20 protein-coding genes and 1 pseudogene are annotated in these 19,849 nt (G+C 70.2%); 10 read left to right on the top strand and 11 right to left on the bottom strand.

What is annotated here, in order from left to right:
• Positions 1–10: 10 nt before the first annotated feature.
• Entirely contained in the window at positions 11–1,465 is a 1,455-nt protein-coding gene (locus tag ACFYO0_RS02250) for an aldehyde dehydrogenase family protein (protein ID WP_388669225.1), read from the bottom strand.
• Positions 1,466–1,569: 104 nt separating this feature from the next.
• On the opposite strand from ACFYO0_RS02250, the gene ACFYO0_RS02245 reads away from it, so the two are divergent.
• Complete coding sequence (locus ACFYO0_RS02245) at positions 1,570–2,010, top strand: MarR family winged helix-turn-helix transcriptional regulator (RefSeq protein ID WP_388669222.1); 441 nt, start codon at positions 1,570–1,572, stop codon at positions 2,008–2,010.
• Between the two features lie 166 nt (positions 2,011–2,176).
• Positions 2,177–2,557 carry an anti-sigma factor antagonist gene (locus ACFYO0_RS02240; protein ID WP_388669219.1) on the top strand — a complete coding sequence of 127 codons (381 nt, stop codon included), beginning with the start codon at positions 2,177–2,179 and terminating at the stop codon, positions 2,555–2,557.
• A gap of 35 nt (positions 2,558–2,592) precedes the next feature.
• On the opposite strand, the gene tuf is transcribed toward ACFYO0_RS02240, so the two are convergent.
• Positions 2,593–3,786: an elongation factor Tu gene (gene tuf / locus ACFYO0_RS02235; protein ID WP_388669216.1), complete on the bottom strand. Its 1,194-nt coding sequence runs from the start codon at positions 3,784–3,786 to the stop codon at positions 2,593–2,595.
• Between the two features lie 153 nt (positions 3,787–3,939).
• Positions 3,940–5,133 carry a cytochrome P450 gene (locus ACFYO0_RS02230; protein WP_388669213.1) on the bottom strand — a complete coding sequence of 398 codons (1,194 nt, stop codon included), beginning with the start codon at positions 5,131–5,133 and terminating at the stop codon, positions 3,940–3,942.
• A 141-nt stretch (positions 5,134–5,274) separates the two neighbouring features.
• Between ACFYO0_RS02230 and ACFYO0_RS02225 the strand changes: the two genes are divergently transcribed.
• On the top strand, positions 5,275–5,925 hold the full coding sequence (locus ACFYO0_RS02225) for a DUF4230 domain-containing protein (protein WP_388669210.1): 651 nt from the start codon (positions 5,275–5,277) through the stop codon (positions 5,923–5,925).
• A 34-nt stretch (positions 5,926–5,959) separates the two neighbouring features.
• Here the strand turns inward: ACFYO0_RS02225 and ACFYO0_RS02220 are convergent.
• Positions 5,960–6,535: pseudogene (locus ACFYO0_RS02220) on the bottom strand (NADH-quinone oxidoreductase subunit D); the annotation flags it as partial.
• Positions 6,536–6,625: 90 nt separating this feature from the next.
• On the opposite strand from ACFYO0_RS02220, the gene ACFYO0_RS02215 reads away from it, so the two are divergent.
• Entirely contained in the window at positions 6,626–7,249 is a 624-nt protein-coding gene (locus ACFYO0_RS02215; protein ID WP_388669207.1) for a VanZ family protein, read from the top strand.
• A gap of 29 nt (positions 7,250–7,278) precedes the next feature.
• Here the strand turns inward: ACFYO0_RS02215 and bla are convergent, their stop codons facing one another.
• Both bla and ACFYO0_RS02205 read right to left on the bottom strand, forming a co-directional pair.
• Positions 7,279–8,208, bottom strand: coding sequence for a class A beta-lactamase (gene bla / locus ACFYO0_RS02210; RefSeq protein ID WP_388669204.1), 930 nt, complete (start codon positions 8,206–8,208; stop codon positions 7,279–7,281).
• A 233-nt stretch (positions 8,209–8,441) separates the two neighbouring features.
• On the bottom strand, positions 8,442–8,678 hold the full coding sequence (locus tag ACFYO0_RS02205; RefSeq protein WP_388669201.1) for a hypothetical protein: 237 nt from the start codon (positions 8,676–8,678) through the stop codon (positions 8,442–8,444).
• A gap of 177 nt (positions 8,679–8,855) precedes the next feature.
• Here ACFYO0_RS02205 and ACFYO0_RS02200 point away from each other — a divergent pair, with 177 nt between their 5' ends.
• A complete protein-coding gene (locus ACFYO0_RS02200; RefSeq protein WP_388670811.1) occupies positions 8,856–9,890 on the top strand; it encodes a PHP domain-containing protein in 1,035 nt (344 codons plus the stop codon).
• 50 nt (positions 9,891–9,940) lie between these two features.
• Positions 9,941–11,122, top strand: a complete 1,182-nt coding sequence (locus tag ACFYO0_RS02195) for an aromatic acid exporter family protein (RefSeq protein ID WP_388669198.1) — start codon at positions 9,941–9,943, stop codon at positions 11,120–11,122.
• Positions 11,123–11,255: 133 nt separating this feature from the next.
• Here the strand turns inward: ACFYO0_RS02195 and ACFYO0_RS02190 are convergent, their stop codons facing one another.
• Positions 11,256–12,233 carry a phosphotransferase family protein gene (locus tag ACFYO0_RS02190; RefSeq protein WP_388669195.1) on the bottom strand — a complete coding sequence of 326 codons (978 nt, stop codon included), beginning with the start codon at positions 12,231–12,233 and terminating at the stop codon, positions 11,256–11,258.
• A 176-nt stretch (positions 12,234–12,409) separates the two neighbouring features.
• Between ACFYO0_RS02190 and ACFYO0_RS02185 the strand changes: the two genes are divergently transcribed.
• The 3 genes from ACFYO0_RS02185 (at position 12,410) to ACFYO0_RS02175 (ending at position 15,604) form a co-directional block, all read left to right on the top strand.
• Entirely contained in the window at positions 12,410–12,904 is a 495-nt protein-coding gene (locus ACFYO0_RS02185) for an FBP domain-containing protein (RefSeq protein WP_388669192.1), read from the top strand.
• A gap of 132 nt (positions 12,905–13,036) precedes the next feature.
• Positions 13,037–14,284: an aromatic acid exporter family protein gene (locus tag ACFYO0_RS02180; RefSeq protein ID WP_388669189.1), complete on the top strand. Its 1,248-nt coding sequence runs from the start codon at positions 13,037–13,039 to the stop codon at positions 14,282–14,284.
• 90 nt (positions 14,285–14,374) lie between these two features.
• Positions 14,375–15,604 (top strand): lactonase family protein, encoded by a 1,230-nt coding sequence (locus ACFYO0_RS02175; protein WP_388669186.1) that lies wholly within the window; start codon positions 14,375–14,377, stop codon positions 15,602–15,604.
• Here the strand turns inward: ACFYO0_RS02175 and ACFYO0_RS02170 are convergent.
• Both ACFYO0_RS02170 and ACFYO0_RS02165 read right to left on the bottom strand, forming a co-directional pair.
• Positions 15,572–16,333, bottom strand: a complete 762-nt coding sequence (locus ACFYO0_RS02170) for a DUF2470 domain-containing protein (protein WP_388669183.1) — start codon at positions 16,331–16,333, stop codon at positions 15,572–15,574. The genes ACFYO0_RS02175 and ACFYO0_RS02170 overlap by 33 nt on opposite strands.
• A 119-nt stretch (positions 16,334–16,452) precedes the next feature.
• A complete protein-coding gene (locus ACFYO0_RS02165; RefSeq protein ID WP_388669180.1) occupies positions 16,453–17,292 on the bottom strand; it encodes a pentapeptide repeat-containing protein in 840 nt (279 codons plus the stop codon).
• 194 nt (positions 17,293–17,486) lie between these two features.
• Between ACFYO0_RS02165 and ACFYO0_RS02160 the strand changes: the two genes are divergently transcribed.
• Positions 17,487–17,687: a DUF5999 family protein gene (locus tag ACFYO0_RS02160; protein WP_388669177.1), complete on the top strand. Its 201-nt coding sequence runs from the start codon at positions 17,487–17,489 to the stop codon at positions 17,685–17,687.
• 31 nt (positions 17,688–17,718) lie between these two features.
• On the opposite strand, the gene ACFYO0_RS02155 is transcribed toward ACFYO0_RS02160, so the two are convergent.
• Positions 17,719–18,462, bottom strand: a complete 744-nt coding sequence (locus tag ACFYO0_RS02155) for a PIG-L deacetylase family protein (protein WP_388669174.1) — start codon at positions 18,460–18,462, stop codon at positions 17,719–17,721.
• 78 nt (positions 18,463–18,540) lie between these two features.
• A complete protein-coding gene (locus ACFYO0_RS02150; RefSeq protein WP_388669171.1) occupies positions 18,541–19,842 on the bottom strand; it encodes an alpha/beta fold hydrolase in 1,302 nt (433 codons plus the stop codon).
• Positions 19,843–19,849: the final 7 nt, after the last annotated feature.

Below are 19,849 nucleotides of genomic sequence, written 5' to 3'. Positions count from 1 at the left end.
GCGGGAGCGCTCAGTCGAGCGAGATGACGACGGACTTGACCTTGGTGTACGCGGCAAGCGCCTCGGGCCCGTACTCCCGGCCGAAGCCGGAGGCCTTGACCCCGCCGAAGGGGACGTTGGGGTCGAGCATCGCCCACTCGTTGACCCAGACGATGCCGGCCTCGAGGCGGTCGGCGACCCGGTGCGCGCGAGCGAGGTTGCTGGTCTGGAGGCCCGAAGCCAGCCCGTACGGCGTGGAGTTGGCCATCGCGACGGCCTCGTCCTCGGAGTCGAAGGGCTGCACGGTGAGGACCGGGCCGAAGATCTCCTCCTGGACGACACGGGAGTCGTTTGCGAGGTCGGCGATGACCGTGGGCTTGTAGTAGAAGCCACCGTTCAGGTCGAGGCGCTCACCGCCGCAGACGATGCGGGCGCCCTCCTTGCGGGCCAGTTCGACGTACTCCTCCACCTTCTTCAGGTGCTTCTCCCCCGCCATCGGTCCGACGACGGTCTCGGGCTGGCGGGGGTCGCCGACCGGGACGCCGGGCACGGCGTCGGCGAGGATGCCGACCACGGTGTCGTACAGCGGGCGGGCGACCAGCAGGCGCGGACCGCCCATGCAGAACTGACCCGTGTTGAAGACGAAGCCCTTGATGACGGCGCCGATGGCCTTCTCGATGTCGGCGTCCTCGAAGACGATGTGGGCCGCGTTGCCGCCGAGCTCCATCGTGACCGGCTTGAGGGCCTCACCGGCGACGCTCGCCGCGTGCCGGCCGACGGCGGTGGAACCGGTGAAGGCCACCTTGTCGATGCCGGGGTTGCGCAGCAGCGCCTCACCGGCGACCGGGCCGCTGCCGGTGACGACGTTGTAGACGCCGTCCGGGACGCCGGCCTTCTTCAGCAGGCCGGCCATGTAGAGGGCGCTGAGCGGGGTCTCGTCGGCGGGCTTGTGCACCACCGTGTTGCCGGCCGCGAGCGCCGGGGCGATCTTCGAACCGGCAAGGATCAGCGGGAAGTTGAAGGGTGTGATCGCGGCGACCACCCCGAGCGGTCCGCGCCGGGTGTAGGCGTGGGCGTTGAGCGGGGTGTCCCGGGTCGCGCCGTCCAGGGTCCAGGCGAGGGAGGCGTAGTACTCGTAGTCGTTGGCCGCGTTCGTCACATCGACGGCGTGGCACAGCGAGATCGGCTTGCCGACGTCGAGGCTCTCCAGGTTCGCGATCTCGTCCGCGTTCTCCCGGATCAGCTCGGCGACCCGGTGCAGCACACGACCTCGCTCACGGCCGCTCAGCGTGGCCCAGCCGCTGTTCTCGAAGGCGTCGCGTGCGGCCCGTACGGCCGCGTCGACGTCGGAGGCATCGGCCTCCGCGACCGTCGTGACCACCTGGCCCGTCGACGGGTCGATCACATCCGTACGCGCCCCGCCGGACGCCTCCCGCCACTGTCCGCCGATGAACAGCTGCCCGGGCTCACTCTCGAAGGTGGTCATGGCCACTCCCCAGCCTTGTTCGCCAAGATTTCAATCAACAGGATTCCTGTTGGTCCGCAGTCTCATTACAGACAGGTTTCCTGTCAATGCCTTACGCTGACCCCATGGTCGGCACCAAGGCATCCACCAAGGCACCTCCGTCACTCCTGTACATGATCAAGCAGGTGGAACTCGTGGTGCGCTCCCATCTGGACGAGCTGCTGCGACCTGCGGGGATCACGGCGTTGCAGTACACCTCGCTCACCGTCCTGGAGCGGCACGACGGTCTCTCCGCGGCCCAGCTCGCGCGCGACTCGTTCGTCACCGCGCAGTCCGTGGCCGATGTGGTCCGGGCCCTGGAGAACCGCGGCCTGGTGCGCCGCGAGCGCAACCCCCGCAACCGCCGGGAACTCCTCATCCTTCTCACCGAGTCTGGCCGCGATCTGCTCGCACGGCACGCCGAACCCGTGAGAGAACTCGAGGAGCGCATGGTCCGCAATCTCACCGCGCACCAGACCGACCAGTTCCGGCTGGCACTGTCGAAGGCCTGGCACGCGCTGTCGTAGCGGCACGGTCGTACGGAAGTGGGCCCGTAACCGTTGGCCATCGAACCCCGCAAATCCAAGACATATGTCAATCGAACATGCTGGAATTCACGCTATCGGGGTCGAATTCCAGAGTGCTCAGGGTGCTCGGGTACTCAAGGGCGGGGAACGGTGAGGTGATGTCCGCGTGCGCAACGGAACCGAGACCCTCACCCCGCATCTGCACGTCCACCGGGACCGCGGGTACACCGTGCTGGAGTTCCACGGCGAGATCGACATCATCGCGGCGCTGGAGACCGTCCCGTTCCTGGACGCGGCGACGGGGCGCCCAGGAGCGCAGGTCGTGCTCGATCTGCGGCACATCGAGTTCTTCGACTGCTCGGGACTGCGCTTACTCCACCGGGCCCGGCTCCGGGTTCTCGACCGCGGCGGGCGGCTGCGGCTGGTCTGTACCCACCCGCTCACCCTGCGCATCCTCCAGGTGACCGGGCTCGCGGAGCACCTGCCCGCGCTGTCGACCCTGGAAGAGGCACTGGAGCAGCCCGAGGCCACCTCCGGCTCCGTATGACCTGCCACTGACCTGCCCCGGAGGTCGCCCCGGGGCTACTTCACGATCTTGGTCACCTGACCGGCGCCGACGGTCCTACCGCCCTCACGGATGGCGAACTTCAGCCCCTCCTCCATGGCGACAGGCTGGATCAGCTCGACGTTCATGGTGGTGTTGTCGCCGGGCATGACCATCTCGGTTCCCTGTGGCAGGGTCACCACACCGGTCACATCCGTCGTACGGAAGTAGAACTGCGGACGGTAGTTGTTGAAGAACGGCGTGTGCCTTCCTCCCTCGTCCTTGGACAGGATGTACGACCGCGCCTCGAACTCGGTGTGCGGAGTCACCGAGCCCGGCTTGATGATGACCTGGCCGCGCTCCACGTCCTCGCGCTTCACACCGCGCAGCAGCAGACCGCAGTTCTCCCCGGCCCGTCCCTCGTCGAGGAGCTTGCGGAACATCTCGATGCCCGTGACCGTGGTGGTGGTCTTCTCCGGCTTGATGCCGATGATGTCGACGGTTTCGTTGACCCTGAGGACGCCGCGCTCGATACGGCCGGTGACGACCGTACCGCGGCCCGTGATGGTGAAGACGTCCTCGATCGGCATCAGGAACGGCTGGTCGACATCACGTACCGGCTCGGGCACGAACTCGTCGACGGCCCTGAGGAGTTCGAGGACCGACTGGCCCCACCGCTCGTCGCCTTCGAGGGCCTTGAGCGCGGAGACGCGGACGACCGGGACGTCGTCGCCCGGGAACTCGTAGTCGGTGAGCAGCTCGCGCACCTCCAGTTCGACGAGTTCGAGGATCTCCTCGTCGTCCACCATGTCGGCCTTGTTCAGGGCGACGACGATGTACGGCACGCCGACCTGACGCGCGAGCAGGACATGCTCCTTGGTCTGCGGCATCGGGCCGTCCGTGGCGGCGACGACGAGGATCGCCCCGTCCATCTGCGCCGCGCCCGTGATCATGTTCTTGATGTAGTCCGCGTGACCGGGGCAGTCGACGTGCGCGTAGTGCCGGTTCTCCGTCTGGTACTCGACATGCGCGATCGAGATCGTGATGCCGCGCTGACGTTCCTCGGGCGCCTTGTCGATCTGCTCGAACGGCGTGTACGGGTTCAGGTCGGGGAACCTGTCGTGCAGCACCTTCGTCACGGCTGCCGTAAGGGTCGTCTTACCGTGGTCGATATGACCAATGGTCCCAATGTTCACATGCGGTTTGGTCCGCTCGAACTTCGCCTTGGACACTGCAGGCCCTCCTGATCACCTGGGTGACGCCGAGCGCGCTTGGCTTGGTCCTGTCGCCGTGTTCTCTCAGTGTTGTGCGGTCCTGTTTTCAGAGTACGCGGGTAGGGCGAGCCGCACCGAGCGGCGGCTGCGGGCATCACACCAGGCCCCCGGTCACCAGCTCACCGGCAGTCGCAGCGGGCTGCGGGTCATCTGGCCCTCTCGCCAGGTGATCGTTTCCGGGGTGAACGCGGCGCTCAGCCGGGGGAAGCGGGTGGCAAGGTGGAGCAGGGCGAGTTCGAGTTCGAGGCGGGCGAGCCATGCGCCGAGGCAGTGGTGAGGGCCCGCGCCGAAGGCCACGCTGGGAGCCGGGAGCGGGGCGGAGAGGTCCGGCATGCCCGGCGGGTAGACCTGGGGGTCGCGGTTGGCGACATTCGTCCGGAGGGCGACCACGCTGCCGGCCGGGATCGTCACTCCGCCGATCTCCGCGTCCTCGACGGCCCGCCGGATCAGTCCGGGCAGAACGCGTCCCTCGGAGAGCGGAACGGTGCGAAGGAGCTGTTCGGCCGCGGTGGCCGCCGCCTCCTCGTCCTTCGCGAGGCCCGGCCAGTCGGCGCGGCCGTCGGTGAGGAGGTAGACGACCGCGTTGCCGAGGGCGGTCATGGTCGTCTCGTGTCCGGCGACGACCAATCCGCAGACCAGGGACGTCAGTTGCAGGTCATCGACACCGGGGGCCGCATCCCCGGCCGCCACCAGCTCGCTGACCAGGTCCTCCCCCGGCGCGGCCCGCCGCTCGGCGACGAGCTGCGCGGAGAACGCGCCGAACTCCATCAGCGCGCGCTCGACTTCCTCCGCGGTGTGCGCGCCGCCTGACAGGGCATGGTCGGCCCAGTGGCGTATGCGCTCGCTGTCCAGGTGTTCGAGGCCCATGAGGCGGCAGATCACCGACACCGGCAGCGGCCGGGTGAACCCCTCGATGATGTCGGCGGGTTGGGGCCGCTCGGCGAACCGGTCGAGCAACGTGGTGACCGTACGGGCCACCCAGGGCCGCCAGCGCGCGATCGCCCGCGGGGTGAACGCCCGCTGCACGGTCCGGCGCAGCCGCTGATGGCCAGGACCGTCCTGGTTGAGCAGCCCGTTCGGACTGTCGAGCAGGTTCGGCACGACGAGCAGACGTGGCGGATCGTCGCCGTAGAGCGAACTGCGATTGAAACGCGGGTCCATGAGCACCTGGCGTACGTCGGCATGCCTGCTGACGAGCCAGACGGGTGTGCCGGTGGCGAGCGTGCCACGACGGGGCGGCCCGGCCTCCGGGAGGGGCATGCGATGCATGGGGACGAGGGGCCGGGAGGTGCTGTGTGAGGTCATCCGGGTCTCCTGGCGCGCCGGTGGGACACCTGTCAACGCTAGTGAGCCTTCAATGCGCCCGTCTCGGTCGCATTCGGCCAAGGAAGCGGTCCGACAACGGACTTGATGGGTATTCAACAAGCGGGAAGGAGGTCGTTCGACATGACGACGTCCCTGAAGCGCATGCCCGGATGGGCAAAGCTCCTGAGCGCGGTACTCCTGGTACTGGTGGTGCTCTTCGCCGGACTGCGGCTGAGTCTGCTGCCCGGCCTGGGCGATGTGTTCCGCGAGGACACCCACGACCGGTCGGGGCCCACGCTCCTCAAGTCGATCCAGGACATCAGCCGTTACGACGCCGCCTCCGGCAACTTCCAGGTGGTGGTGGATCTGGAGAAGGACGCCCGTTTCCTGCCCGACGCGCTCCGCGGCACCCGCACCCTGTACGTGGGCGCCGGCACCGTGGACGCCTATGTGGACCTCGGAAAGGTCGGCGAGAACGACGTGACGGTCAACGAGGACCGCACGTCCGCCACGCTCAAACTCCCCCACGCCGCGCTGGGCAAGCCCGCCCTCGACCCCGACCATTCGTACGCCGTGTCCAAGCAGCGCGGTCTCCTCGACCGGCTCGGCGACATCTTCTCGGACAACCCGAACGACGAACGCGCCGTCCAGCGGCTCGCCGCCCGGCACATCGGTGACGCGGCGAAGGACAGCCGGCTCACCGCCCGCGCCGAGGAGAACACCACCAGCATGCTCAAGGGACTGCTGAGCTCCCTGGGCTTCAAGGAGGTGAACGTGACCTACGGGGCGTGAGCCCGCCGTCTCCGAACGGTGATCCATGCCGTCCTCAACCGGTATGGATGCCGGGCAGGGCCAGGCCGCCCAGCAGCGCCGCAACCGCGAGCAGCCAGGCCACGTAGTCCCCGATGTGCCCGGACTGCAGGCGGCGCAGCGGTCCGGCCCAGGCCTCGCCCGGCAGCCAGGTCCGCCGGGTGACGGCGAGCCCGGCGAGGCCCACGGCCAGCAGGGTCGAGGTCAGGCCCAGAAGCGCTCCGGCCGGGGTCCAGTGGGGCGAGGCGAACGCTGCCCCGGCGCCCGCTTCGGTTGCGGCGTGGTCGACGACGGTGGCGAAGCCCGGCGCCACGCCGGCAGTGAGCGAGGCGGCGAGCAGCACCGCGGGGACGGTCGTCATGGTGTCCGGTACGCGCCTGAGCCGCCGCCGGGTCTCGGGCGGCTCGCCGGCGCCGGTCGTCTCGTACGAGGCGTGTTCCTCGGGTTTCGGACCGAGCCCGAGGAACACGCGCGCGGCGACCCGCAGCACTGCGCCCGCGGTCACCGTGGACACGGCCACGTACAGCAGGGTCAGCGCGGGCCCGGCCTCCTCCTCGGTGAGCGCCTTGCCCAGTGCGGTGCCGACCCGCGGTGGCCGGCTCCGGACCGTCCGGTCGGCATCGTCGACCGATTCGGGGGTAACTGTCTTTATTGAAGCGTCACTTGAACGCTGGAGGGTTGCATGGCCAGTGCCCCGAAGTCACGTTCGAGCACCCCTAAGTCAGGCTCAAGCGCCCCGAAGTCCCGCTCAAGCGCCTCAAAAGCTCCCCCGAGCACCGCGAAGTCCCGGTCCCGTACGGCGAAGTCGGGCCGCAAGCCGACGCCCGCACCGAGCGGCCGACGTCCCCTGCCACTGCCCGTACGCCTGCTGGTGCTGGTGGTCGCCGTCGCCGCCATGGTGGCGTTCGCCGCCGCGCTGGCACGGATCACGCTCCAGCCCTCGCCCGCCTCCGAGGCGCTGACGCACAGCAATCTGCACCCGGGCCGCTCCCTGCGGGCCTACCTGGACCAGCCCGAACTCCGCGACGCGGCCAAGCAGATAGGCGGCAACCTCGTCCTCGGCGTACCCTTCGGGATCCTGCTGCCCGTGGTACTCCCCCGGGCGCGGGGAATCCTGCGGGTGATCGCGCTGACCGCGGCGGTGATGCTGCTCGTCGAGCTGGTGCAGGGGGCGCTGGTCACCGGGCGCGCCTTCGACATCGACGACGTACTGCTCAACATCACCGGGGCGATGGTCGGTTACCTGCTCCTCGGCAGGCGAATGGGCCGGGCCGTGCACCCACGTAAGCCCAAGGACCCGGCCTGAATCGTGTTGGTTCGCCCGCCTCGCGACGGCTAGACCAGCGCCTTCGCGAGGAGGGCGGCGGCCTCGGCGACGAGTGGTTCGTCCATCGGGGTGTCGGGGTCGGCGTCGGGCTTCGTGGACAGGACGGCGAGCACAACCGGGGTCCCGTCCGGTGTCCAGGCGATGCCCACGTCGTTGGTGGTGCCGTACTTGCCGGTGCCCGTCTTGTCGCCGAGCGGCCAGTCCTGGGGCAGACCTGCGCGGAAGCGGTTGGTGCTGGTGGTGTTGGCGAGCAGCCATGCGGTCAGCTGCCGCCGGTCCCGGGGCGTGAGGGCGTCGCCGAGGGCGAGCTTCGCGTAGGTGCGCCCGATGGCGGCCGGGCTCGAGGTGTCCGTCACGCGCCAGGGTTCGGCCGAGTTGAGCTCGGGCTCCCAGCGGTCGAGCCGGGTCGTCCTGTCCTCGATCGAGCGGCAGAAGCGGGTGATGGCCGTGGGGCCGCCGAGTTCGCGGAGCAGGAGGTTCGCGGCGGCGTTGTCGCTGTAGGCGATGGCGGCCTCGCACAGCTCGGCGACGGTCATGCCGTTCGCGAGGTTCTCCTCCGTACCGGTGACCGGGGCGCCCCCCGCGTCCTCGACGTCCTGCTCGGTGTACCTGATGCGCAGGGCGAGGAACTCGCCGTGCCGGTCGAGGTCCCTGAGGACGGCGGCGGCAGCGAGCGTCTTGAACACCGAGCACATCGGAAAGGATTCGTCCGCGCGGTACAGCACGCTCCGGCCGGTCACGGTGTTGCACCCGAACACCCCGAGCCGGGCGGAATGCTCCCGCTCGAGCTGGTCCAGCGCTTGCGTAATGTCGTCACCCGCCGCGCCCGACGAGGCCGCGTGAGCCGACCCGCTCGCGGACACGGCGGCGGCGAGGGCCGTACCGGCGCCGACGGAGAGCACCGCGCGACGGCTGGGGCGTACTGCTAAGAAATCCACGTTCACTGTCTCCTCGTACCGATGATCAGTGTTCGCAGAGACAGACTCCCCGCCGGCCCCTCGCGGTTCCCTCGCCCGACCTGTGTCGTGGGCCGCACCAGACGCTAGGCGGATCTACCGAATCCGATCCGGTATCGCGCTCCTAGGGAGGCCGCAGGCCTCTTAGGGGCGCGGGGAACTGCACGACCAGCCACGGCGGACCCGCGGCTTCGAACTGCCTTCCAGCGGAGCGCTCAGCGGCGCGTCCACGTGTGTTTGTCGCCACCCACCCAGCGGACGACCTCCGGGTCGTCGGCGTCGTGCACAGGGATGCCGTACGCCGCGGCGGCGACCAGGACGTCGGTGAAGGACTTGGCCTCGCCGATGACGGCGCCGTCGATTTCCACGATGCGGAAGGGAGGATCCCCGGGCTGGACGCCCAGCACCATGATCCGCGGGTGCGAAATGTAAGGGCTTGCGCTTTCAGTCATGATCCCACCGGTTCCACACACGTGCCGCCGGTAAGCCTGCCGTGGCGGCGATGTCAGTCGTGGCACTCGGCTGCGCCGAGAGGGCCCGCGGCCGAACGAGGGTCGCACTTCATGGTGGCACAGCAGAGCTCCGGCGGCCGCTGTGCGGAGCCGAGCGAGTGGCGCGACGCTGGTGACATGGACCCGGCCGAGGCCCTGGACCGGATCGCGTTCCTGCTGGAACGGTCCCAGGCCCCCACCTATCGCGTACGGGCGTTCCGCACGGCGTCGAACGCGGTCGCGGCGCTGCCCGCCGAGGAAGTGGTCCGGAGGGCGGCCACCGGATCGCTGGAGTCGCTGAAGGGCGTCGGGCCGAAGACCGCGCAGGTGGTGCGGGAGGCGCTGGCGGGTCAGGTGCCGGGGTATCTGGAACGGCTGGAGCAGGAGGATCCGGATCCGCGGGCGCAGGGCGGTGAGCCGTTGCGGGCGTTGCTGCGAGGTGACTGCCATATGCATTCGGACTGGTCGGACGGAGGGAGTCCGATCGAGGAGATGGGGCGGGCGGCAGCCGGACTCGGGCACGAGTGGGCGGTGCTCACCGACCACTCGCCCACCCTCACGATCGCGCGCGGGCTGTCCCCGCAGCGACTGCGGGAGCAGCTCGGCGTGGTGGCGGAAGTCAACGCGCGCTGGGCACCGTTCCGGCTGCTGACCGGCATCGAGTGCGACATCCTCGAGGACGGTTCGCTGGACCAGGAACCGGAATTGCTGGACCGGCTGGACGTCGTGGTGGTCTCGGTGCACTCGAAGCTGCGGATGAACGCGGCGGCGATGACCCGCCGTATGGTCACCGCCGTACGCGATCCGCACTCCGACGTGCTCGGGCACTGCACCGGCCGGCTCGTCAGCGGGCGTGGGCGGCCGGAGTCGGAGTTCGACGCGGACGCGGTCTTCGCGGCCTGCGCCGAATCGGGGACGGCTCTCGAGATCAACTGCCGTCCCGAACGGCTCGACCCTCCGCGTCGGCTGCTGCGCCGGGCGGTCGACGCGGAAGTGCTGTTCTCCGTGGACACGGACGCGCACGCACCCGGCCAGCTGGACTGGCAGGGGTACGGGTGCGCGCGGGCCGAGGAGTGCGGGGTGCCCGCCGAGCGCGTGGTCACCACCTGGTCGGCGGACGAGCTGCTGGCGTGGGCGCGGCATCGGGAAGTGCCGGGTGGCGTGACCTCGTAGCCGAGGGCCGGGATGCGTGCGCGTTCCGCTTCTCCGGTTACTCGGGCCGGATGATCCATGTGACTGAGGCCAAGTACCGGGTGCGGAACGAGATGCGGATCGTGGCCGAGGCCGCACGGCGGGCGGCGCGCGAGCCGGGCAGGGAACGAGACCTCGTCGTGCAGTCGCTCAAGGCCGCTGCGGCGGCGCTGCTCTCGTGGACCGTGGCGGACGAATGGCTCGGCGACCCGATGGCGCTGATGGCGCCCTGGGTGGCGGTGGTCCTGGTGCAGGCCACGGTCTACAGCTCGCTGCGGCAGGCGGCCCAGCAGTTCGCGGCCATCTGCGTCGGCACTCTGCTGGCTTCGACGGCACAGGTCCTCACGGGCAACACCCTGGCCGCGCTCGCGCTGTCCGTCCCGGTGCTGATGCTGCTCGCCAACTGGCCCCGCTTCGGCGACCAGGGCATCTACGCCACGACCACCGCCCTGTTCACCCTCGTCTCGGACACCGTGACGACCTCCGCGATCAGCCATCGGCTCGCTCAGGCCGCCCTCGGGGCGGTCATCGGGGTCGCCGTCAACGCCCTGGTCCTGCCGCCGGTCCACCTGCGCGACGTACGCGAGAACCTGGCAGCTCTCGCGCAGGAGACGGGCGACGTACTGACCGATATCGCCGAGGACCTGCGGCAGGGCGACTGGGACGCGTCGACCGCCGCGCACTGGTCGCACGCCTCCGCCCGTCTGGCGCGCAGGCTCGACGGTCTGCGGGCGGCCAGGGGCTGGAGTCAGGAGAGCCTGCGGCTCACGAGGGACTGGCTGAGGGCGTTCCACCGGGCGCCGCTGGATGTTCCGGCGGCGGACGAGGACGAGCGGTGGAGCAGGATCACCGGGCATGTGGCGGCGCTGATCCGGGCCCTGGCGGTCTCCGTCGACGGCGGACGGACCGCCGGCCCACCGGACGGAGCGGCCCTTCACCGTTACGCCCGGCTGCTCGCCCTGCTCGGGGAGGCCTGCCACCGCGAGGGCCGGAGGTTTCTGGAGCCGGGCGGACGCCGGGACGGTTCCGATGCGTACGGAACGGACCGCCGGGCGCAGGCGAGCATGCGGGAACTGCACGAAGCGCTGCAGACGAGCCTGCGGGACCACGCCGGTCTGGGCGCGCCCCGCGCCGCCGTCCTGGGCACCCTGCTGCTCCAGGCCGAGAACATCTGGGCCGAGACGGAGCGGCCGAGCCCGGCGCCTCGCTCGTGACACATATCACGGTTGACCTGCACGTACCTGGGAACCTCGGTCAGTAGTTTCCCGTTAAATGAGGTGTGAGGCCCCGACCGTGATTCCCCCGTCCGGTCGGGGTCTCTTTCCGTTCCGCGCCCCGGCCGGAGGCTCAGGAGGCGAGCGCGTCCAGGGCAGCGGTCAGTTCTGGAGAGACGGTCTCGCGGACCCAGGACCCGCGCTCGTTGCCCGAGGCCCGGGGGACGGTCTCGATGAGCATGATCAGGTAGAGGTAGCTGCGGTAGAGGGCGAGGCGTCGACGGGCGGTCGAGGCGAACACGGCGTGGCCGCCCGCCTTTTGATAGCCCGTCAGGAACGCCTCGTCCTGCTCGATGTCGCCGAGCAGCGCCAGCGAGACGAAGTCCGCCAGTGGGTCTCCCCAGAACATGCGCTCGCCGTCGATCAGCCCGCCGATCACGGGTGCCGCACCGCCTTCCGGACGCTCGACCAGAATGTTCCCCCGCCACAGGTCGAAGTGCACGAGGCGCGGCTCCGAGACCTCGTCGAGCGCGTCGTACGCGGCCTTGGCCGTCCGGGCGATCTCGTCCACCGGTCGCGGCAGCCACGCACGATAGCGGCGGGCGTCGTCCAGGACGGCGTCGTACATCGTGGTGAAGGCCGTACGCCAGTCGTCGGCCAAGGGCCCGAGGGCACCGGACGGGTATCCGTAGCCGGGCCCGGTCACCCGGTGGAGCCGGGCCACCTGGCGACCCAACTCCTCACGGAGAAGGGTCTGTTCGCCGTCTGTGACGGAGTCATCCCACGGCTGGCCCGGGCACGCCGTCATCAGCAGATAACGCCCGGTGGACGCGGCGCCGTCGAGACAGACGCCCACCACACGCGGTGCGGTCACGTCGACTGTCGCGGCGGCCCGGTAGAACTCCGCTTCGGAGGCAAGCAGTTCACGCTCATGACTCATACCGGGGTCGGTAGGCGGAGGCGGAACCTTCAGCACGTAACGACTGCCGTCGTCGAGCAGAAGCTCCTCGACTGCGTTGTACGTCCCCCCGTCCAACGACCGGCACCGGACAAGCCGTTCCCCCGGCACCCCGACCGCCTCAAGCACTTGCCGGGCCCGCTCCTGCGACATCGTGCCCCTCCCCGTTCATGATCCGACGTACGGCTTCGGTACAGCGTACGGTCCCTGAAATTCATTAGCTCTAGGCAATATGGCTATGTAACGTAGGCTGAAACCTAGGCTCCCTAGGTTCGACATCGGTCCGACCGGATTGCCCACAGCCCCGACTCCCCACAAGGACCCGCACGATGAGACCACTCACCGAGCAGGACATACGCAACTCGTTCATCAACTGCTCGAAGGGAGAGGCCAAACGCCTGGCCATACCGCGTGACCTCGCCGAACGCCCGTGGAGCGACCTCGACTTCCTCGGCTGGCGAGATCCGGGGGCACCGGATCGCAGCTATCTCGTCACCGAGCGCGAGGAGCGACTCGTGGGCGTCACCCTGCGCTTCCCGTCCTCGCGGCGCGGCTTCCTGCACCGCAGCATGTGCTCCCTGTGCATGACGACCCACCCGGGCAACGGCGTCTCGCTGATGACGGCGCGCAAGGCGGGCGCGGCAGGACGCGAGGGCAACTCCGTCGGCGTGTACATGTGCGCCGACCTGGCCTGCTCGTTGTACGTACGCGGGAAAAAGGTCCCGGAGTCCGTACTCCGCATCGAGGAGAGCCTCACGGTGGAGGAGCAGATCTCCCGGGCGACCGGCAATCTCTCCGCCTTCCTGGACAAGTTGTACGCCTAGAAGGGCTGGCCCGGCCCACCGAACGGCCCCGTGTCAGACTGGCCGCTCGGCCTGCGTGTCCCCGCCGTCGTTCCGGGTCAACCGCGCCGTCGGAGACGTTCGGTGGGGCTACGGAACGGGAAGTTGCCAGAGATGCGGGATGTACGTGAGGCATGGGCCGCCGCCGCGGTCCGGGTCGTGAAGTGGCGCCAGGAGCCCGTCTTCGTCCAGACGGTGCGGTCGGCCGCGGCCGCGACGGTCGCCTACGTGGTCGCGCTTCAGTTCAGCCCGGAGGTGGCACCGCTCACCGCTCCGCTGACCGCACTCCTCGTCGTCCAGGTGACCCTCTACTCCACGCTCACCACGGGCGTACGCCGAGTGAACTCCGTGGTGGCAGGCGTTCTCCTCGCCATCGCGTTCAGTGCGATCGTCGGACTCACCTGGTGGAGCCTCGGCCTGCTGATCCTCGCCTCGCTGGCCGTCGGCCACCTGGTGCGGGTCAGCGAGTTCGTCCCCGAGGTGGCGATCAGCGCGATGCTGGTCCTCGGTGTCACCAGAGTCGGTGACACGGCCTGGGCGCGGGTGCTGGAAACGGTCATCGGCGCCGTGGTCGGGCTCGGCTGCAATCTGCTCTTCTCTCCCCCCGTGTGGGTGGGCGCGGCCGGAGAGTCCATCGAGGATCTGGCCCGCCGTATGCGGCAGTTGATGCTGCTGGTCGGCGAGGAGGCCGGCGGGCGCACCCCCGTGGCGTACGCGGCGGAACGCCTGTACGAGGCCCGCCGCCTCGACCACGACATCGTCGAGGTGGACGCGGCCCTCAAGCAGGCCGAGGACAGCCTGAAGCTCAATCCCCGGGTACGCGAAGGGCTGCTGCACCGGGTCGTCCTGCGGACCGGCCTCGACACGCTGGAGATCTGCACGGTCGTCCTTCGGGTACTCGCCCGCAGCCTCACCGACCTCGCCAGGCTGCGTGAGCCCGAGCCGCTGTTCGAGCGCGAGACCGGCGCGACGGTGGAGCAACTGCTGGCCGAGGTCGGTGACGCCGTGGTCAGCTTCGCCGTCCTGGTGACCACCGATGTCAGCCGCAGCGCGGAGTCCGCGGAGGCCCGGCTCGCCACCGAACTCGCCTCGGCGACCGCCACCCGCGACAAACTGGCCCAGCTCATGCTCGACGAGGTCCAGCGGGACGCGCGCCAGTGGCAACTGCACGGCGCGGTGCTCACCGAGGTCACCCGGATCCTCGACGAGCTCGACATGGAGCGCCGCTCCGATCGGCTCCTGGAGGAACTGGACCGCTGCACGCGCGAGCAGAGCGAACGCATGCCCAGCCTGACCCGCCTGCGCCGCCGTCTGCGGGGGCTCCGCCGCAAGCCTCGTACCGCCTCGGACCGAGCTGCCTGACCCGCCACTCGGAGCCGCATTTGCCCCGCACCGCCGCGAGCGGCCAAGGTGGCTGTCACGGCCGTGGCAACCGAGACCGGAGGTGCGGGCATGAGCAAGGGTGCGGAACCGGCGCGAGGCGCGCTCGGCAGGCGCCGATTCGTCGGGGCGCTCGCGGCAGCCGCGGTGACCGCCCCGGCCGGATGCGGCACCCAGGACACGCAGGACCGCCCTCAGGCCGGCACCACCTCCACCCCCGCGCGCGCCACGTCCCCCTCGCCCTCCGCGAAGCCCCGCCCCACCGGCCCCCGCCCCTTGTTCCTCGGCACGTACACCTCGGCCGAGGGCGGCGGCACCGGCATCGGACTCGCGACGTACGACATCACGACAGGCCGCATCACCGGCACGGGAACCCTCACCGGCATCGGCGACCCGTCCTATCTCGCGACGCACCCGGACGGCCGTACGCTCTACGCCGTCAACGAGCGCGAGGACGGCGGCGTGACGGCGGTCCGGCTGTCAACGAGCGGGCGGCACAGGGTACTTGGCACGCGCACTACGGGAGGTGCCGCTCCCACTCATCTGTCCGTGCACCCCGGCGGGCGCTGGCTGCTGAGCGCCAACTACGGGTCCGGCAGCGTGGCGGTGCACCCCATCGAGACCTCGGGCGCGCTCGGCGGGCGGACGGATCTGGTGACGCACTCCAGCCCGCCGCCGGGTCCCGGCCAGGAGGGGCCGCACGCGCACCAGTTCATCACCAGCCCGGACGGCGGCCATGTGCTCGCGGTCGATCTGGGCACGGACACGGTCTACACATACCGCCTGGACGAATCCGCGGGCACACTCCGCCCGGTCTCCCAAGGCCACACGCACCCCGGCGCGGGTCCACGCCATCTCACCTTCCACCCCGGGGGCCGCTTCGCCTATCTGGCGAACGAGCTCGACAACACGGTCACGGTGTGCGCCTACGACCCGGCGACGGGGCGGCTGACGCCGGGTGATCCGCAGTCCACGGGCACGGTCGGGGGCACGAGTTACCCGGCGCAGCTGCTCGTGACGCCGAAGGGCTCGTACGCGTATCTCGCCAACCGTGGCCACAACAGCCTGTCCCGGTACGCCGTCGAGGCTGAAGGGGCCCGGCTGCGCCTGCTGGACACCGTGCCGGTGCGCGGCGACTTTCCGCGTCACATCGCCTTCTCGCCGGACGGGAACCTGCTGTTCGCCGCGAACCAGAAGTCGAGCACGGTCAGCGTCTTCCACGTCGACGGGGAGTCCGGCGAACTGCGGCCCGCGGGCGAGCCGTTCGCGTCACCCGTCGCCGTCTGTGCGCTGCCGCTGTAGGGCGCGGGGGCAGGTTCCGGCACTGGCCTGGGCCAGGAGGATGTGCATGCGTTCCGTCAGCTGGCCGAGGTCGTCGGCGGGCCGGTGGAAGGGCAGTCGTACGTCGCCGTGGCCGCGGGAGCGCTCGATGCGCAGGGTCAGCGCGTGCCGGTCGACGGCGAGCGGCTGGACGCGTACCGCGCCGTGCAGGCTGTCGGGCTCCACGAGGCGGGTGAGCCGCTCGACGGCGTCCGGGTGGGTGTCGGCGAGGTGGGTCAGCAGCCGGGCCTCGGCTGTGGCCAGCGGGTCGGGTTCGGCGCGGGCGTACTCGTCGCGGTCGACCACGACCGCCCCGCCGGAGTCGCGCAGCACGATGCGGGTCGGGCTGAACGTCAGGTGTCCCTCCTCGGGCGCGAACCAGCCGGCCATCCAGAGCCGGGCGCGGATGCGGTTGCGTACGGGGACGGGGGACACGTCGGCGAACTCGAGAACGGCGGACGGCTCTCCGCGTGGCGCTCCCCCACTCTCGGCTCCGCTCGAGCGGGGGGACCCCCAGATCGCGGCCGTGGTGAGCATGCTGTCGTCCGGCAGATGCAGCAGCACGCGACCGTCCTCGGCGACGGTGTGGACGCCGATGAACTCCTCGCGGCCGCCCTCGGCGGTCACCGCGCAGGACCAGGCCGTGGCGAGCACGGAGCGGGCCCGCTGTGCCGTTGCCGGCACGGCGGTCCAGGTGTGACGGTCACCCATCCCAAACCTCCCTTAGGTAAGCCTTGCCTAACCTACCGAAGATCGAGGCTGACGCCAACCACGTCAGGCCCTTTTCACAGGAAGGGGGTCTGTCGCCCTCAGCAGAGGGCCCTTCACCCTCAGAGCTGCGCGGTCCAGTGCACTGGGCGGGTGACCGCCCTCGGCAACTTCGTACTCCCGCTGCCCCGGGCCGAGTTGAGCTGGGGCTGGGTGAGGAAGAAGGCGTCGGTCAGGTCCGCGTCCGTGAGGTCGGCGTCGCGGAGATCCGCGCCGATGAGGTCCGCGCCCCGCAGATCGGCGCCGGTCAGGTCGGCGGCTATGAGGTAGGCGCCGCGCAGGTTGGCACCCCTGAGGTCGGCCCCCTTGAGGCGGGCGCCCATGAGGTCCGCGCCCCGGCGGTCCTTCTTGCGGCCACGGGTGCCCGAGCGCACCAGCTCGCTCGTCCGCAGCAGGAGCACATTGACCTTCTGCCGGTGCGCGCCCACGTCCAACTCGCCCAGTTCCTGCGGGGTTCGGCGCGTGAGCCGCTCGGTCTCGCGGAGCAGTCGGCGGAGGTCGGCGTGGACCGGGCGGGCAGCGGGCAGGGCCAGCGCCTCCGTCAGGTACCAGAGCAGTTCATGGAGTTGCCGTACGACTGGGAAGACGTCGAACATCCGCCGGGCGTGCTCCCGCGTCCCCGTCCGCCAGTCCTCCCCGCCGAAGGTGACCTGGGAGACCTGCTGTCCGGCGCCGAAGCAGTCGTAGACCGTGCAGCCGGTGAAGCCGCGCTGCCGCAGCTCGGTGTGGATGCCGCAACGGGAGTCGGTGCCGAGGTGGGAGCAGGGCTTCCCCGCCTCCTTGTCGACCGCGAAGTCCGCCGAGGCCGAGAAGGGCAGCGCGACACAGCAAAGGCCGAAGCAACGGGTGCAGTCCGCGCGCAGATCGTGGAGGGCGTGGAGGTTGACGGGCTGGTCCTGCATGCCGGTCAGCCTACGTGGGCCCGGTCCGGCCCAGCCAACTCCCCCTCTCGACCATCCAACTCCCCTCCCCCGAACGAATCCTCACCGATGAATTTCCGGCCGTGTGGGGGTCTCCACATACAGAAGAAAACAAGCTCCGCTACTACAGAGATACGAGCCCATAGGTACGCGCCACACAAACCGAGGAGAGCGTCATGTGCACCCACCAGCCCCCGTGCCCGACCGCCGAGAGCCCCGACCACCACGCCGCCGTGATCGTGTCCGCGCATCCCGAGCAGGGCTGGTACCGGCTGTGCAACGGCACCATCGTCTTCGACGACACCGGCGAACTCCTCCCGGACGGCAGCGTCGTCCACCCGCTCCGCGCCCTCGGCACCCTGACCGTGGCCGCCTGATCCACCGGCTGACCGACCGCCGGCTGGACACTCACCGGCCGAAGAGCTCGAAGGCCACGGCCGGTTTCCCGCCGAAGCGCTCGCCCGTCGACTCCGCGTAGCCGCTCAGGACGCCACGTACGTACGTCTCAGGGTCCTCGTCCGTCAACACCTCGATGTACGTGCGGTGTTCGAGCAGAGACCGTACCGCCCGCTCAAGACCCGGCGTCGCGTCCACGGCGTGCGTGGGGCTCGCCGAACCGGCGACGGCGACCCAGCGGACCCCGTTCCAGGGTTCGAGGCCCTGGTCGGCCAGTTCGGGGAAGATCCACCGGTTCCCCGCGTCGGCGGCGGCGTCGAGCGTGGCCCGTCCCACGGCGACATGGTCCGGGGTGTTCCAGCCGACCCCGCCCCAGGTGTCGCGGTGGTTGAGGGTGATGACCAGTTCGGGCCGGTACTTGCGGATCGCTGCCGCGATGTCCCGCCGAAGCGCGGTCCCGTACTCCACGACCCCGTCCCTGTGGTCGAGGAACTCCACCTCGCTCACCCCGACGACGGCCGCACTGGCCCGCTGCTCCCGCTCCCGCAGCGGCCCGCACTCGGAAGGGTCCAGCGTGTCGATGCCCGCCTCACCACGGGTCGCCAGCACATACGCGACCTCCCGGCCCGCGTCCGTCCACGCGGCGATCGCCGCCGAGCAGCCGTACTCGAGGTCGTCCGGGTGGGCCACCACGGCAACGGCGCGCTGCCAGTCGTCGGGCATGGGCTTGAGCTGGCCGTCAGTCGATTCCGTCATGCTCGGCTCCGTCATGGTTCGCAGATTAGTGGGGCCGGGTCTTACGCGCCGAGCAATAACCGGGCCCGCGACCGTCGTTCAGACCTCGTCCCGCGACATGGCGATCAGCCGGTCCAGTACGCGCGAACCGCCCGCCCGTACCCCGTCGTGCTCGAACTCGTTCGTCACCCACGCACGCAGCCCCCGGATGCTCCGCGCCGTCGCCAGCGAGTGCTCGGTGTCGACGTACATGTCGTCGTGGTAGACGGCCGCGGCGACGGGGACCTCGTTGGCGGCAAGGCGGTCGGGGTCGTACAGCGGCAACCAGCCCCTGTCTTCGGCCAGGTCCTTCGCGGTCTCGCGCAGCGGGCGCAGCGCCGGGTCGCAGTCGAAGGTCCACGGGTGCACGGACTCGCCCGTGAACAGCAGCGGGGCGTCGCCCGCGAGCGTCTTGGCCGCGTCGAACTGCGGGAACTCGGCACGCACCCGCTCCGCGGCCCAGTCGGTGGGCCCGGCGTCCTGCCCGTAACAGGCCTCGTGGACCAGCGCGTACAGCGGGTGGCCCGCGAACGACAGCAACCCCTGTACCTCCTCCTGGAAGGCGTCGGAGAGGCCCAGGCCCTGAGGGGTGCGGACGAAGGCGTCCTCCAGGAGGTAGTGGAGGCGGTGGCTTCCGTCGCTCTTGCCGAGGACGATGCCGAGGGACTGGAAGGCCTGGACGCTGAGCCGGTAACCGTTCGGCAGGACGACGTCGTGCGCCAGCAGGTGCTCGGCGATGCGCCGGGCCCGCTCGACGTCCTGCGGGTAACGGGCGTAGTGCGCGGCGACCTTGCGCTCGATGCGCGGGTACGCGGCCCGGTAGATGTCGTCCGCGCCCGCGTCCAGGGAGGGCAGGCCGCCGGTGATCAAGGCGGCGCGCAGGCCTTCGGGTGCGTACGACAGATAGGTCACCGTGCAGAAACCGCCGAAGCTCTGGCCGAGAACCGTCCACGGCTCGCCGCCGGTGACCGTGGGGCGGATGGCCTCGCAGTCGCGGACGATGGAGTCGGCGCGGAAGTGTGCGAGGTAGTCGGCCTGTTCACGCGGGCCGCCGCGCAGCGGGAGCGTCTGGCGGTTGGCGGGCGTGGAGTTGCCGGTGCCGCGCTGGTCGAGCAGCAGCACCCGGTACTCCTGGAGGGCGCGGCCGAGCCAGGCCTGCCGGCCGATGAAGCGGTTGGCACCGAAGCCGGGGCCGCCTTGCAGGTAGACCATCCAGGGCAGGTCACCCTCAGCTTTGCCGGTGGCGACGACTTCACGGGCGTACAGCTCGATCGTCTCCCCGTCCGGGTCCTCGTGGTCGAGGGGCACCGTGAAGCGGCGGTCGGTGAGGACGACGCCGGGCTGACGGTAACTGACGCTCACTACGGGC

It is taken from the genome of Streptomyces sp. NPDC006365 (assembly GCF_042870755.1).
Taxonomy (GTDB): Bacteria; Actinomycetota; Actinomycetes; order Streptomycetales; family Streptomycetaceae; genus Streptomyces; species Streptomyces xiangluensis.
This window is presented reverse-complemented; position numbering and strand designations above follow the sequence as displayed.